Genomic DNA, 14,533 nt, shown 5'->3' with positions numbered 1-14,533 from the left:
GCTTTTTTATTGGTTTCGTGACGGAACTTAAGCAAATAGCAAGCTATTATGATACAATAAACAGCGATTATGTAACAAAGCTAAAAGGAGCATTTAATTATGAAACGACGATCTCAGATTCGTCCTAAAAAGCATCATAGAGTGCGCAATACTATTCTGACAATTATCGGACTATTGTTTGTTGTCGGACTTGGTCTAGGTGCCTATGCATATACTAAAGTTAATCACACAATTACAAAGATGCAAAAGACGTCAACAACGACAAAGTCTGCTGATAAAATTACGAATAGTAAAAAGCCAGTTTCATATCTTCTTTTAGGAACTGACACGGGTGAGCTTGGTCGTTCGTATAAAGGGCGTACGGATACTATGATTGTTATGACAATCAATCCTAAAACCAAAACAACTACAATGACATCAATCCCGCGTGATACATTGGTAACAGTTAGCGGACAACAAATGAAAATCAATGCTGCCTATGCATATGGTTCAGCTGCTTCAGCAACACAAGCTGTCGAAGACTTGCTCGATATTGATATCAATGGTGGTTATATATTGATTAACATGGGTGGCTTAGTTAAAATGGTCGATGCAGTTGGCGGTGTTGACGTGACATCACCACTCACATTCACAACTGAAGGTGATGACACGCAAGCTGACTCTAAGAACCAGTATTCATTCGTATCGGGTAAAACGTATCATATGGATGGTGAAGAAGCCTTAGCCTTTGCACGTATGCGACACGAAGACCCTAATGGTGATTATGGTCGTCAAATGCGTCAACAATTGGTCATCAAAGCCATTTTGAAGAATTCAGCCCAAGTTGGTACCGTGTTCAATGATTCATTCTTGACTACCGTCTCTAACAATGTGCAAACTGATGTTTCAACTAAGTCCATGAAAAATTTGGCTTTGAGCTATCGTGATGCATTTGGTACGGTTAAGCAGGATCAGTTAAAAGGTACCACGCAAAGTATTTCTGGATTGGGTTCAACAGAAGTCATGAGCCAAACAGAAATTGATCGTGTTCATAAGGCAATTACAACCCAAATGGCACAATAAAAGTTAAGTAAATTTTAGGATTGTCCTTGAAAACTCTTCGTAGTTTTCGGGGACTTTTTATTTGGTAACATTATATGTATAATGAAATAGATATTGAAAATGAAAGAAGTAACTAATGATACAGTTAAAATCACCTAGAGAAATTGAAGCTATGCGACAATCTGGTGCTATCATCGCTGGTATGCACCATATGTTGCGTGATCTCATTGAACCAGGTATTGATACATGGGAAATTGAAACAAAGTCACGGGAGTATATCGAAAGCCATGGTGGCGTGCCTTTGCAGATTGGTTTTGAAGGATTCAAGTATGCTACGACTATCAGCATAAATGATGAGGTGGCGCATGGTTTGCCACGTAAGGGACTAAAGCTGAAGAACGGTGATTTGGTGAAGGTTGACACAGTGGTTGGCTTGAATGGCGCCGTATCTGATTCAGCATGGTCTTATGCTGTTGGCGAGGTAACACCAGAGGTTCAAAAACTGATGGATGTAACCAAAAAAGCGATGTATTTGGGTATTGATCAAGCGATTATTGGGAATCGCGTTGGTGATATTGGAAATGCCATTGAGCAGTACACTGAAGTTGAACACCATTACGGGGATGTGCGTGAATATATCGGGCACGGTGTTGGACCAACAATGCATGAAGAGCCAAATGTACCGCACTATGGTAAACCAGGTCACGGTGTGCGTTTGCGTGAGGGGATGGTCATTACCATCGAGCCAATGATTAACTTAGGTGGCTGGAAGGTTGAGACTGACCATACAGAAGCCGATGGCTGGACAGTAAGAACAGCAGACGGTTCATGGTCGGCACAATACGAACATACATTAGCAATTACAAAAGATGGTCCGAAGATTTTGACAAGTCAGGATCCGGAGTATGATAAACGTTACTCATAATTGTCATTTTTATGTAATGTTTTGTATGCTACAGTTTAATAATGGGGACAGGGGATTTTGCTCTTTTTGCGAGCAGTCCCTTTTTATTATGGGAGAAAAATATGCTGATAGATTTACATAGTCACTTATTACCAAACATAGATGATGGGTCCAAGTCTCTGCGAGCTTCTATACGTATGGCCAAGGAAGCTGTAGATAGTGGGATTAAAGCTGCGTTAATGACGCCTCATCATATGAATGGCCATTACGTGAACCATAAAGATGATGTCATCAGACTAACATCAGAATTCCAAAAGCACCTAGATAATAATGACATTGGACTCCAAGTATTTCCTTCGCAGGAGGTACGTATCAATGGTGGCTTATTGCAGGCTTTGGATGATGATGATATTTTGTTTGCTGATGAAAGTAACCGCTATCTTCTACTGGAGTTTCCAGATGATGATGTTCCTACATATAGTAAAGATATGATTTTTCAAATCATGCAGCGTGGTATTACTGTAGAAATTGCTCATCCTGAGCGAAATACTAAAATAATGTCTACGCCAAGTATTTTGTTTGATTTGATTGAAGCAGGTGCGGTGGCGCAGGTGACAGCAAGTTCCTATGTAGGTACCTTTGGTAAAAAAGTTGAGAAGTTTGCCGAAGAAATTATTAAGCATAACTTGGCTCATGTTTTTGTTTCTGATGCGCATGACTTACCAAATCGTGATTATGAGATGGTTGAGGCCATGGCAAAATTAGAGAAACAAATGGGACGGGACTATCAAGAATTGTTTGAGACTAATGCTGAAGCAATACTTGATGGTGATAATGTCACAAACTTGGTTCCAGAACCAATCGTTAAACGTAAGTTTTTTAGTAAATTTTAGAGAATAGAGAGATTAATGAACTATGAATAATGTTCTTGAACTACGTCAATTATGGCAGATTATTCGAAAACACTTCTTTTCAATTGTTGTGATGGCAATCATTGGGGCAGCTGCTGGGTTTGGCATTGCTAAGTTTGTCATTGCACCTACCTATAGTGCATCAACAAGTATGTTGGTTAACCGATCTGCTGATGACACGAGTACCGCAACTGCTAACTTGTCTGATCAACAGGCCGATGTGCAGCTGATTAATACATATAAGAATTTGATTATTTCTAGCAATGTTCTAGGAACTGTATCAAAAGAATTAAAAAATCCAGCACCAATTGTTGTACAAGAAGCCCAAGATGCCGAGTACAAAACGCTTGCTGATGGTACACAACGTCTGGTAACACCAGCTAAGAAGAGAATTACAAAGCCTTCAACGAAGACAAAATATAATCTAAGTGTTGAAGAGCTAAAAAGTATGATTTCTATCAGTAACCAAACTAATTCGCAAGTCTTTTCAATCAACGTCAAAGCCAAAGATTCTAAGTTAGCTGCTGATGTGGCCAATGAAGTTGCCGATGCGTTTAAAGATAAAATTGGTGGCTTTATGAAAATTAATAACGTCTCGATTGTTGATGCGGCGAAAGCTAATAAACAACCGGTTGCACCAAATGTTAAGTTGTTTACTTTGGCAGGATTGGTTGTACTTGGTGGATTAACATTCTTGTATATGCTTGTTAAGGAATTATCTGATACAACCATTAAGTCACCGGATGAGATTTCAGAAGCATTTGGCATGACGAACCTTGGTATTATTGGTCATGTTAAGCCAATTAAGCACTTCAGTATGTCACCAAAGGTAGAGATTGCTAAACCAGAAAATAGTAAAACACCACGGTCACGTTTGAGCCGTTTGGATCGCGATTAAAGAGATTAGGAGAGCAGAATGAGTTTTTTTAATAAAGGACGAGCTGTTGGTAAAGATGGGCTGTCCGTTGAGACAATGACCAAAGGCGCTCGCTTAATTACCGCAGCAGAACCAAAAAATCCTGTGTCAGAACAATTCCGTACTTTACGTACGAATATCGAATTCGCCTCAGTAGCAAAAGGCGAAATCAAAACGTTATTGATTTCTTCAGCGTTGCCTTCAGAAGGTAAGTCAACGGTCACAGCTAACCTAGCTGTTGCCTACGCACAACAAGGAAAAAAGGTATTATTAGTTGATTCTGACTTACGCCGTCCTACAGTGGCTGTGACATTTGGATTAAATAAAAATGCCAGCGGGTTAACGAATTATCTTGGCGATTCAGAGAAAGAGGTTGGATCAATTATTCATCGCACGTCTATGGATAACCTCAACGTCATGCCGTCAGGACCAATACCACCTAACCCAGCGGAACTCTTGGGGTCAGGTCGTATGACAAACTTAATTACCCAGTTGAAAACACACTACGATATGATTATTTTTGATGTTCCGCCATTCCTGATGGTCACAGATGCACAAGTGTTGATGTCAAAAATGGATGGTGTGGCTATTGTTGTTAATGGTGGAAAGACAAATAGAGGAGCCATACAGCGAACACACGAAATTTTAAAAATTGCTGAAGCACCAGTACTTGGATTTATTTATAACGATCAGAGTCGTAAGAAGAAGGGCAGTGCTGGTTATGGTTACGGCTACGGTTATGGAGAAACCAAGGCTTAAGTGATAATCTTATATTGGGAGATGGGAGAGATACATTGTTTTATAGAAAATTTGTTAAACGATTGCTCGATTTATTGCTAGCAATCTCCATGTTAATCATCTTATTAATTCCACTAGCTATTGTTGGAATGATTATTAAACTGACTTCGAAGGGGCCAATTCTTTTCATGCAAGAACGCTATGGTATAAATTCAGAGCCGTTCATGTTATACAAATTTCGATCAATGACAAATGAGGCACCTATTAAGGCTAACTCCGAATTTAACGATATTACTAGTTATATAACACCATTTGGCATGTTTATTCGGAAAACTTCAATTGATGAATTACCACAATTATGGAATGTTTTAAAAGGTGATATGAGTATCGTTGGACCAAGGGCGCTGGCTTCAACAGATCGACTGGTATTAGATTTGAGAAAACAGAATGGCGCAGATAAAGTGCGTCCAGGAATTACTGGATTGGCGCAAATTAATGGTAGAAACAATATAACAGATACTGAAAAGGCAAATTATGATGCTAAGTATGTCAAAAACGTCTCATGTAAGCATGATTTTATGATTTTGGTAGTAACTTTTTTTTCTGTGGTTAAAAGGGAAGGTATATTTAAAGATGAGTGATGTTCCTAAGATTTTGATTGTATCAGCTGCTGCTAACATGATACAACAATTTAATCGCAGAAATATTTTAATTTTAAAAGACTTAGGATACGATGTTCATGTTGCTACTAATTTTGTTAACTATGGGTCAATGTCATCTGGGGAAAATGAAAAATTAAAAATGTGGTTGACTGAGCAAGATGTAACTATGCATCAGGTCAACTTTATGCGAGGCATGGGTAATCCCAAAACTAACTGGCTCGTATATAAAGACTTATGTGCCATTATTAAACAAAATGGAATTAGTATTATTCATGCACATTCTCCTATAGGTGGTGTGATTGGAAGATTAGCTGCTAAAAGAGAACATATTAAATCCATATATACTGCTCATGGTTTTCATTTTTTCAAAGGGTCTCCATTTAAAAATTGGTTGTTATTTTATCCATTAGAATGGACATTATCTTTTATAACTGACACATTGATTGTTATAAACAAAGAAGATTTACAAGTAACAAAAAAATTTCATGCCAAGAAAGTTCAATATGTGCCTGGTGTGGGAGTTGATGTGAAGAGTGCTTTGGCTGTTCCTGATATTGAAAAAGAAAAGATTAGATGTCACAAAAGAGAAGAGTTGAACTTATCAGACGAAGATATTGTTATTTTATCTGTTGGAGAATTGAGCAAGCGTAAAAACCACCAAGTAATTCTGAGAGCGATTGCTAAGTTAAATAATCCTAAAATAAAATTATTGATTGCGGGGGTGGGACCGTTGGAAAATCAGTTAAGAGATTTGTCTAGAAATTTGAAAGTTGATAAGCAGTTGAGGCTACTAGGATATCGTAATGATTTAAAAGAACTACACTATGCGTGTGATATTAATGTTTTTCCATCTCTTCAGGAAGGGCTGGCTCTTGGCGGTTTAGAATCAGTAATTGATGGGCTATATATTCTTGGTGCGGATATTCGTGGTATAAAAGACTATATTATTGAAAACAAATCAGGAAACTTGTTTTCTCCTACTGATGTAGATAATTTGTCTAGTTTAATTAACAAATATACCAATAATTATTTTAGAGTAGATGCAAAAAAATATGGTAACTTTCTAATGAAGTTTGACTGTAATCGTGTAGATATGAAAATGAAGAAAATATATTCAAAGTATAAGGAATGATTTATTAGTGGAGAGATTATGAAGGACTATGGGAAAGTATCTGTAATTACGCCAGTGTACAATGGTGAAAACTACATTAATGACTTTTTAGAGCATATTAATAAACAAGAATACGTTAATTTTGAGTGGATTATTATTGATGACGGCAGTGTCGACGATACAGCCAGAATAATTAATTTCTATATTAAAAACAAACATATGGATAATGTCAAATTATTTATTAAAAATAATGGTGGGGTATCTAGCGCCAGAAATTTAGGATTAAAACATGCGTCAGGTGATTATATAATGTTTGCTGACATAGATGATACCCCACATAGTAATTTTATTAGCACATATGTAGAAAAAATTAATACCAGTGGTGCAGATATAGCTATTTTTAGTATTAATTTAACCAACGAGAGTGATGATGAAGTAGGAAAGCAACTTTATAAAACAGAAAAAATTTCAAAAATGAATGCAATAGAACGTCTTATAGGACAGCTCAGTTATGGATATTTATTTAGTACTATTAGTAAAGCAAGATTGTGGAATAACCAGAGATTAGATGAGCAACTTTATTTTTTAGAAGATGAAGAAATATTATTGAGAGTACTATTACAATCAAAAAATGTATACTATTCATCTATAACTTGCTATGATTATGTTCAGCGAGAAAATTCAGTGGTCCACAATTTGAATATTAATGACTATAAAAACGCGTATCAAAGTGCTTTAGCTATGAAAAGAGACTTGTTAAAATCTAATTATCCCGAGGCCGAAAATCTTGGGAATGTTAGAATATTAGGCACTTTGATACCATTGATTGTTTTAAATTGGCAAAATGGAAATGATACAATAGCCGAAAATTTGATTTCTGAATACTTAGCACTTTATTTAGGTGCCAGAATACCTCTGAAAAAAAGAGTTAAGAGATTTATGCAAAAATTCTTATTTCGGTTCCGTTGTAAGTATTTAGTTTTATATATATACAGAAATGTTAAGTTTTAAATTAGAAATGAAAGGAAAGGAAGAATATGAAAATTGGTTTGGTGTGTGCTTACTTTGGAAGGTTTCCTAGTTATTTTCCTCTTTTTTTATTATCTGCGAAACACAATCCTAATTTTGATTTTTATATCTACACTGATAATCAAGGGCCGTGGGATGTTCCACAAAATGTTAGCATTATACAGTGCCATTTTTCTGATATCAAAAAGAAAATTCAGAATTTATTTGATTTTTCAGTAAATTTGGAAACGCCATATAAATTGACAGATTATAAACCATTATACGGACAACTTTTTCAAGAAACATTAAAATCATATAGTCATTGGGGCTATTTTGATATTGACACGGTATTAGGAGACTTATCATTATTTGCTTCGAATGAAGACCTACACACTTTTGATAGGATAGGTAGTCGAGGCCACTTATCTATTTTTAAAAACTCTACGAAAAATATTTTTGCCTATAAAGACTTTCCTATAGGAAAATCTTTTACTTATAAAGAAGCGTTTTCAACAAATATACCTTGTCATTTTGATGAAATGTGGGGAATTAATAATATATATAGGAACGGGAACTATACGTATAAAGATGAGGTAGAGAGAAATAGTGTTAAGTATTTTGATGCCTCTCCTAAAGCGTATCCACTGGTGTCAGTAGATAATCATGGTTTTCAAGATAACCCCGCTAACTTTACTTGGAAACAAGGAAGACTTGTAGAGTGGGGTGTAAGCAAAAATATGGAAATCAGTTATTTACATTTACAAAAACGTAAAATGACTTTTTTTATGGAAAATCTAGGTAGTGAGTCGTTTTTAATCGATCAATCTAGCATTATTCAACAAGAAGTTGAGTGGACGAGTATAGAAGATAATTTGATGATGCAGCATAAAAACTGGCCAGACGGAAATATTCATCATTTATGTAAGTATTATTTAACTACTATATTGTCAGGCGAACAATTAGTAAAGCTAAAGTTGAAAGTGAAAAAATGAATCTATATAAATCTTTACGAAGAGAGTTAAGAACTCCGAGGTATTGGTTCCATTATAAACAATCTGTAGATTTAGGACCTACTATTGAAGTTGTGAATTTAATTGAAAGTATGAATATTATCAAACAAGGTGTTTCTGTGAGTAGATTTGGAGATGGTGAATTCCGTATCTTAACACAACATGGTGAAGCAATTGGTTTCCAAAGCCATGATTCATATCTTTCAGTAAAGTTAGAAAAGGTGTTGAATGAGCCCAAAAATAATCATGTTGTAGCCCTTCCTGGGCCACTGTCCAGATCTCTGTTTGAAATGAATTGTGATGCTCGTTCTTTTTGGATTGGCGCATTGTCAGATGATGGTAAATTGTGGAAAGAAGCTATGAATCCAGATGTTTGGAATAATAAAAAAGCAGTAAATACTCAAGTTACGAGGCCTTATATGGATTATTTTAAAATTAATCATTTTAAAAATATAGCTGGCACAGTTTTTCATGAATTTAAGGAGATTTGGAAAGGTAAACATGTATTAATAGTTGAAGGAGATAAAACTAACTTTGGAGATGGAAATGACTTATTATTTGGTGCAGAGAAAGTATCTAAACTTATAGTCCCTAGTAAAAATGCTTTTAGCAAGTATGAACAAATATTGACTGTAACTAAAGATATCATATCTAATTGTGATAAGAAAAATTTAGTAGTATTGTTAGCAATTGGTCCCACAGCAACAGTGTTATCTTATGATTTAGCAAATAGAGGAGCTCAAATTTTAGATGTAGGACACTTGGATGTAGAGTATCAATGGTATCTTTTAAATGCTAAAAAGAAAATAGCCCTTAATAATAAAGCGGTAAATGAAGTAAACGACATTAATTATGATAATATTACAGTTGACAATCAATTTGAAATAGTAGGACGTATAGAATGATAATAGATAGACCCTTTTTAACAATAGTGGTTCCTGTATATAATGTTGAAAAGTATATTGGAAGTTTGCTTGCTTGCTTGTTTGATCAAACTAATTCAAATTTTGAAATTATATTTGTGGATGATGGATCAACAGATAGGAGTTTAGAAATTGTAAGGCAAAATTTACCAACTATTCGAAAAAAAGTATCGGCAAAGTTAGTGAAACAGAAAAATGAGGGGTTATCTTCTGCAAGAAATAGTGGGGCCGCAGTAGCGACTGGAACATACATTTTCTTTTTGGACTCAGATGATGTGATAGCAGAAAACTTTGTTGAGATGATAAATTACTTTTGTGACTATTACGATAATCCCGATACCCTTATTTTTGATTATGAAAGTATTAATGAATTTGGTGAGAATATAGAAAGTTTCTATGGGCATGGTGATATTTATCAAAAAAAAGATTTACTAAATAATGATGAGGTTTTACTTTCTTTATCAAAAGATGAAGTACCTACAACAGCATGGTCTTTCGTAACCAAACGTTCCATAATTGTTAAGAATGATATTTCTTTTTCAATAGGAAAAAAATTTGAAGATACAAATTATACACCTAAAGTTTTTTATTTCAGTGAAGGGATTGCTCCTATTGATTTACCTCTTTATAAATACAGACAACGACCTGGTTCTATAATGACTGAAAATATAAGCGATTATGAATCAGATGCAGTTTTTGTGATCGAAGACCTTTTTGCGTTTTATAAACTTCATCCTAAGAAAAGTTTGGGAGCAGTAGTAGGTAGGTCCGTAATTACAACATTAAGTTCATTTTTGAATTCCAAAATCATATTTAATGCTCTTCAGCCTATTAGGAACAGTGTTAAAAGTGACTACCTTGATGCAGAAAATGTCTACATAAAACGACTCAAAATGTATATTTTTAAGAATTATTTTGGATATAAAATTTATAGCCTTTTAAAAAGATAGTATTTTACGGAAGGAAATTTAATCATCAATGTTATTTTTAATCATTTGGATTTTTAATTTATGTACCGTGCTACTTTTTAAGAAGATTAAGTGGATAGGGCTTATAAGTATCTTGTTATCTGTTTTATTCATTGCATATATTCCCATCGATACAGTTCAAGATACAAGGATATACTACTCTTCCTACTATAGTGATTCTGGAGGATTTGAGTTAGGATACTCTTATATAAGCCACTGGTTTTTAATTCATGGTTTTTCATTTCTACAATTTAAAATTATCGTTGGTGGTATAGCTTTACTACTAATAGGATACAGTGTTCAGCATTATATTCAAAATATAAGTTTATTTGTAGTTTTATGGTTACCATTTCCTTTCTTAATAGATGTTATACAGTTTAGAAATTTTCTTATGTTTAGTTTAGTACTGTATTCTTCAATTTATCTTACTAGACATAATCTTTTTTTAAAAAGTTATGGAATTTTTCTTCTCTATATGGCAACTCTTTTTCACTCAGGAGCATGGATTTTCTTTATTGTGATACCTGTGTCTTTTATTAAGGTATCAAAGGTTGTTAAGTTTGTGCCCATGTTGCTATGTGTCAGCTGGGTAGCGGGTCTGCTCCTCTATTTCACTTCGTTGTCTACTAAAGTAATTGATTTTCTTTCTAAGTATAGTGTTAGTTTAACTAATCGTGAAGTTCTTGTGAATAGAGTCGGTGGAATTTATGTTCCACGATTTTGGCAAATTTTCATGTTTTGGATTGCAATTACATTATTTGTTATAGTTATAAACAACATCGTTTCCCTTGAATCGAGACAAACGAAAAATTCAGAGAAAATATTTCCTTTATTGCTGTTTTCGCTAGTTGGGTTGCTGGTTATTCCTCTGATAACTTTACAGTGGGATTACACACGAATTATGAGAAATGCTTTTGTTTTTTCTGAAATATTATATATTTGGAATTTAGAACAGAAAAATGTAAGTTTAGAAGAAACTAATCAACCAGGTATTTCTATAAGTACATTATTGTTTACTATTTCTTATGTTATTCAGTTGACAATAATATACTATCCATCAGAAATAGAGCACATATATAGAATCATTAATATGAATTAATTAGATAGTAGGTAGTTTGAAATGAAAAAACAAGAAAAAATAGTTTTCGCTTTTAGAAAGTGGAACTTACGATTAGATCAAAATTTTAGTAGAAAAAACCAGAAAAAAATATTTTGGATTATGATGGTACCATCATATGACAATTTAGGTGACCAAGCGATAACTGAACACACAATAAAATTTTTGAAGAAAAATTTTCCAGAATATGGCATAAGAGAAGTAAGTGAACTTACTAAAGACTGGCAATATAGATATCTAAAAAATAAAATGAAATCTAACGATATTATTATCTTACCTGGTGGTGGTAATTTCGGTGATATTTGGCCAGTTACAGAAGAAATAAGACAAAAAATAGTAACTATTTTTATGGGTAAAAAGATAATTTCATTTCCACAATCTTATTCTTTTTCGGACAAGAAAAGTGATATTTTAAGAGATGCTAATAGCATCTACACGAGAGCCGTTGATTTTTTTTCTTTCCGAGACAGCATATCTTACAAAAAATTTGAAGAACATTTTCTAAATAAATCTATTTTAACTCCAGATATTGTCATGGATTCTTTTAGCCAATATATTGATTCTAATATCGACAAAAAGTTTGATATACTAACAATTCTTCGAGATGACCAGGAAAGAGCAGCAAATAGTAACAGAATAAAGAGTATTATCAAAATTGCTTCTCAGAGATGGAATATTAGTAATACAGATACGAAACCATTAAATACATCTTTTGTAAATAGAAGAAATCGTTCATTTTTGTTAGATGAAAAAAGCAAGCAAATCAAACAGGCTAAATTAGTAATTACTGATAGACTGCATGGCCTTATTCTTGCGAGAGCTCAAGGTATACCGGTTATCTTATTTAACAACGCAGACGGTAAGATTGTTAATTTATATAATACATGGTTAAAAGATGATGAGGGTATATTGATTGGGGACCAATTTGATACTTCGCAAATATATGATTGGGCAAAGAGAAATATGGGAAAAACAATTGCACCGATAAATATGGAAGCGAATTTCACGGACTTAATACGAAATATTGAGAAAGTATTCCATGATTAATAAAATATTAAAAAATACAGTATTTAGAGATACCATTTTAATAACAATTGCTTCATTGAGCTCAAAATTTATAGGGTTTGTTCTTTTACCAGTTTATACCCATGCTTTGACACCAACCCAATTTGGGTTAGGGGATTTGATTTTTTCCATATCATCTTTGTTAGTTCCACTTGTTAGTTTGAGTAGTTTTGATGCAATATTTAGATACATGTTAAAAGATGATAATGTGATTGACAAAAAAAGTTTGGTATCATCTGTTACATTTATATCAATTGTTGGTTCTACTTTATTATTTGTAATAGTTAGTTTTATTAACTTAAACAATATAAATGGATTAAAAATTTGGTTATGTATATCTGTTGTTATGGGAATATTCAACTCATTATTACAAGCCTATACTAAAGGAACAAGGCAAAACAAATATTTAGCATCTTCGGGTATTTTAGGATCGATTGTTACTGCAATATCAGCAGTAGTTACATTAAAGCTGTTCGACTTATCTTTGAATGGATATTTTCTTACATTGTGTATAGGAACATTCTGTAGTAATTTTTATCTCTTTTTTCGAACAGGTATTACCAAAGAATTATCTTATAAATATGTTAATGTTACTACTTTAAAAAAAACACTGGTGTATTCTATGCCTTTAATACCAAATGCTATCTCTTGGTGGATAACATCTGATATTAGCAGGTTGTTCATTTATTCTTTGATTGGTTCATTTGGTAATGGTATGTTTGCTGTTGCTTCTAAAATACCTTCACTTTTAAATATGTTTTTTGGAATATTTAATCAAGCATGGCAAATTACTGCTATCACTAAAATAGATGGGGATGAAACTGGAACTGAATACCTATTATCATCCATATACAGAACTATGCAATTTACATTTGTAATGGCTGGACTTCTAGTTATATTAATTCCTGAAATTTATCAAATAATTGCACCAATGACCTACTTCAGTAGCTGGAAAATTGTTCCACCATTATTATTCGGCGCTATTATGTCTATGGTAGCAGGACAGATGGGGACGTATTTTTTAACTAAAGAAAAAACAAAAATAATTCTTATAACTACTATAATTGGTATGATTCTTAATATGGTATTAGGTTACTTATTAACACTATCATTAGGTTTATTTGGATCCGCAATAACATCAGGGATTTCTTTCTTGATAGTTTCTGTATTACGGTTTATCCTTCTTATTAAGATGGAAAATAGGATTTTGAAATTAAATATTCCATGGATTGCAGTATTGTTATTTGTATTTTCATTGTTTATTGTGTATTCACTTGATTTCTCGTGGATATTGTTAATAGTTTATCTTTTTTTAGTAATATTATATTACATATATATTTTTAAGCCTTTAATATTCAAAAAAAATAATGACAAGAGTCTGTAACTTTTTTATCATTATCTTATGGTAAATATTTGACTCATCAAATGGCAAGTATGCAATAATTCTAAGGATAGTAAACTTATTATGTACTGAAAGAATACTAAAAAAATAGTTGAGCAACGTTCCAAAGCACTAACAAACTAGTGACTGAGTACGTTTAAATTAAGCCATTTTACATGTTGAGTCATTTATAAACTGCACAATATTTTTATGTTATTTATAGAAGAATTAAATATAGAAAGCATCCTTAGCCGAAAGATGACATATCACTAAGGTAAAAAGTATTATTTAGTATTTTTATCATTTTTTAGATTAACTTATATAAAATATTTTTTGGTAATTATTTTATATAAAATTGATTTATACTGAGCCGTGGCACAGTTATTATATGTTTTGTCTAGAAAAGTAAATGTAATCTGAAAGCAGGGGACGATTTTTTTATTTAAAAATAATTCTACCAATATTTTTGGAGTTGTAATATGCCCAAAAAGTAATCATGTTAGTAAGGATACTTCATAATTGTTATTTTTTGATATTGTCTAATCGTTGACATCTTAATACATTTCAAAGAAGGTCAAGTTACAAAATTATTGTAATTTGATCTTTTTAACGTGTCTTTATTTAGTCAACATTATTCTTGCCTAAGTCAAAATTAAACAAACTTTGCCTTTGAGTAGTTATACTTAATAATATAGACATAAGATAATTTTAATGTTCAAAGTTTCACTGCTATAAGCTTATGTAGGCACAATAATATGATGTTCTCATGATGAAAACA

At 33.0% G+C, this 14,533-nt stretch carries 14 protein-coding genes; all 14 read left to right on the top strand.

What is annotated here, in order from left to right; translation table 11 throughout:
- Positions 1 to 99 precede the first annotated feature (99 nt).
- The 14 genes from LEUM_RS07025 to LEUM_RS06960 all read left to right on the top strand — a co-directional run bounded on the left by LEUM_RS07025 (position 100) and on the right by LEUM_RS06960 (position 13,758).
- The gene (locus tag LEUM_RS07025) at positions 100 to 1,062 is read left to right on the top strand and encodes an LCP family protein (protein WP_011680127.1); all 963 of its coding nucleotides are present in this window, start codon (positions 100 to 102) and stop codon (positions 1,060 to 1,062) included.
- Positions 1,063 to 1,177: 115 nt separating this feature from the next.
- Positions 1,178 to 1,966, top strand: a complete 789-nt coding sequence (gene map, locus LEUM_RS07020) for a type I methionyl aminopeptidase (protein ID WP_011680126.1) — start codon at positions 1,178 to 1,180, stop codon at positions 1,964 to 1,966.
- Between the two features lie 101 nt (positions 1,967 to 2,067).
- Positions 2,068 to 2,838, top strand: coding sequence for a tyrosine-protein phosphatase (locus tag LEUM_RS07015; protein WP_011680125.1), 771 nt, complete (start codon positions 2,068 to 2,070; stop codon positions 2,836 to 2,838).
- A 22-nt stretch (positions 2,839 to 2,860) separates the two neighbouring features.
- Positions 2,861 to 3,754: a YveK family protein gene (locus LEUM_RS07010; protein ID WP_011680124.1), complete on the top strand. Its 894-nt coding sequence runs from the start codon at positions 2,861 to 2,863 to the stop codon at positions 3,752 to 3,754.
- A gap of 18 nt (positions 3,755 to 3,772) precedes the next feature.
- Positions 3,773 to 4,531, top strand: a complete 759-nt coding sequence (locus LEUM_RS07005; protein WP_011680123.1) for a CpsD/CapB family tyrosine-protein kinase — start codon at positions 3,773 to 3,775, stop codon at positions 4,529 to 4,531.
- A gap of 35 nt (positions 4,532 to 4,566) precedes the next feature.
- Positions 4,567 to 5,151 carry a sugar transferase gene (locus LEUM_RS07000; RefSeq protein ID WP_011680122.1) on the top strand — a complete coding sequence of 195 codons (585 nt, stop codon included), beginning with the start codon at positions 4,567 to 4,569 and terminating at the stop codon, positions 5,149 to 5,151.
- Complete coding sequence (locus LEUM_RS06995) at positions 5,144 to 6,304, top strand: glycosyltransferase (protein ID WP_011680121.1); 1,161 nt, start codon at positions 5,144 to 5,146, stop codon at positions 6,302 to 6,304. The genes LEUM_RS07000 and LEUM_RS06995 overlap by 8 nt, the downstream gene beginning before the upstream one ends.
- An 18-nt stretch (positions 6,305 to 6,322) precedes the next feature.
- Positions 6,323 to 7,294 carry a glycosyltransferase family 2 protein gene (locus LEUM_RS06990; protein ID WP_010290133.1) on the top strand — a complete coding sequence of 324 codons (972 nt, stop codon included), beginning with the start codon at positions 6,323 to 6,325 and terminating at the stop codon, positions 7,292 to 7,294.
- A 26-nt stretch (positions 7,295 to 7,320) separates the two neighbouring features.
- Complete coding sequence (locus tag LEUM_RS10380) at positions 7,321 to 8,283, top strand: DUF6625 family protein (RefSeq protein ID WP_011680120.1); 963 nt, start codon at positions 7,321 to 7,323, stop codon at positions 8,281 to 8,283.
- The gene (locus LEUM_RS06980) at positions 8,280 to 9,206 is read left to right on the top strand and encodes an SP_1767 family glycosyltransferase (protein WP_011680119.1); all 927 of its coding nucleotides are present in this window, start codon (positions 8,280 to 8,282) and stop codon (positions 9,204 to 9,206) included. The genes LEUM_RS10380 and LEUM_RS06980 overlap by 4 nt, the downstream gene beginning before the upstream one ends.
- Positions 9,203 to 10,174, top strand: a complete 972-nt coding sequence (locus tag LEUM_RS06975) for a glycosyltransferase (RefSeq protein ID WP_011680118.1) — start codon at positions 9,203 to 9,205, stop codon at positions 10,172 to 10,174. Before LEUM_RS06980 ends, LEUM_RS06975 begins: the two co-directional genes overlap by 4 nt.
- A gap of 28 nt (positions 10,175 to 10,202) precedes the next feature.
- On the top strand, positions 10,203 to 11,291 hold the full coding sequence (locus LEUM_RS06970) for an EpsG family protein (protein ID WP_011680117.1): 1,089 nt from the start codon (positions 10,203 to 10,205) through the stop codon (positions 11,289 to 11,291).
- 21 nt (positions 11,292 to 11,312) lie between these two features.
- Complete coding sequence (locus LEUM_RS06965) at positions 11,313 to 12,356, top strand: polysaccharide pyruvyl transferase family protein (RefSeq protein ID WP_011680116.1); 1,044 nt, start codon at positions 11,313 to 11,315, stop codon at positions 12,354 to 12,356.
- Complete coding sequence (locus LEUM_RS06960) at positions 12,349 to 13,758, top strand: lipopolysaccharide biosynthesis protein (RefSeq protein ID WP_011680115.1); 1,410 nt, start codon at positions 12,349 to 12,351, stop codon at positions 13,756 to 13,758. The genes LEUM_RS06965 and LEUM_RS06960 overlap by 8 nt, the downstream gene beginning before the upstream one ends.
- Positions 13,759 to 14,533: the final 775 nt, after the last annotated feature.

The organism is Leuconostoc mesenteroides subsp. mesenteroides ATCC 8293 (genome assembly GCF_000014445.1).
Classification (GTDB): Bacteria; Bacillota; Bacilli; order Lactobacillales; family Lactobacillaceae; genus Leuconostoc; species Leuconostoc mesenteroides.
Note: the sequence above shows the minus strand (reverse complement) of the source record. Positions and strands in the feature narration are given on the sequence as shown.

Bases quoted from the DNA above. Each gene is read 5' to 3' on its own strand.
- LEUM_RS07025 (WP_011680127.1), top strand. From the start codon at position 100: ATGAAACGACGATCTCAGATTCGTCCTAAAAAGCATCATAGAGTGCGC.
- map (WP_011680126.1), top strand. From the start codon at position 1,178: ATGATACAGTTAAAATCACCTAGAGAAATTGAAGCTATGCGACAATCT.
- LEUM_RS07015 (WP_011680125.1), top strand. From the start codon at position 2,068: ATGCTGATAGATTTACATAGTCACTTATTACCAAACATAGATGATGGG.
- LEUM_RS07010 (WP_011680124.1), top strand. From the start codon at position 2,861: ATGAATAATGTTCTTGAACTACGTCAATTATGGCAGATTATTCGAAAA.
- LEUM_RS07005 (WP_011680123.1), top strand. From the start codon at position 3,773: ATGAGTTTTTTTAATAAAGGACGAGCTGTTGGTAAAGATGGGCTGTCC.
- LEUM_RS06995 (WP_011680121.1), top strand. From the start codon at position 5,144: ATGAGTGATGTTCCTAAGATTTTGATTGTATCAGCTGCTGCTAACATG.
- LEUM_RS06990 (WP_010290133.1), top strand. From the start codon at position 6,323: ATGAAGGACTATGGGAAAGTATCTGTAATTACGCCAGTGTACAATGGT.
- LEUM_RS10380 (WP_011680120.1), top strand. From the start codon at position 7,321: ATGAAAATTGGTTTGGTGTGTGCTTACTTTGGAAGGTTTCCTAGTTAT.
- LEUM_RS06980 (WP_011680119.1), top strand. From the start codon at position 8,280: ATGAATCTATATAAATCTTTACGAAGAGAGTTAAGAACTCCGAGGTAT.
- LEUM_RS06975 (WP_011680118.1), top strand. From the start codon at position 9,203: ATGATAATAGATAGACCCTTTTTAACAATAGTGGTTCCTGTATATAAT.
- LEUM_RS06970 (WP_011680117.1), top strand. From the start codon at position 10,203: ATGTTATTTTTAATCATTTGGATTTTTAATTTATGTACCGTGCTACTT.
- LEUM_RS06965 (WP_011680116.1), top strand. From the start codon at position 11,313: ATGAAAAAACAAGAAAAAATAGTTTTCGCTTTTAGAAAGTGGAACTTA.
- LEUM_RS06960 (WP_011680115.1), top strand. From the start codon at position 12,349: ATGATTAATAAAATATTAAAAAATACAGTATTTAGAGATACCATTTTA.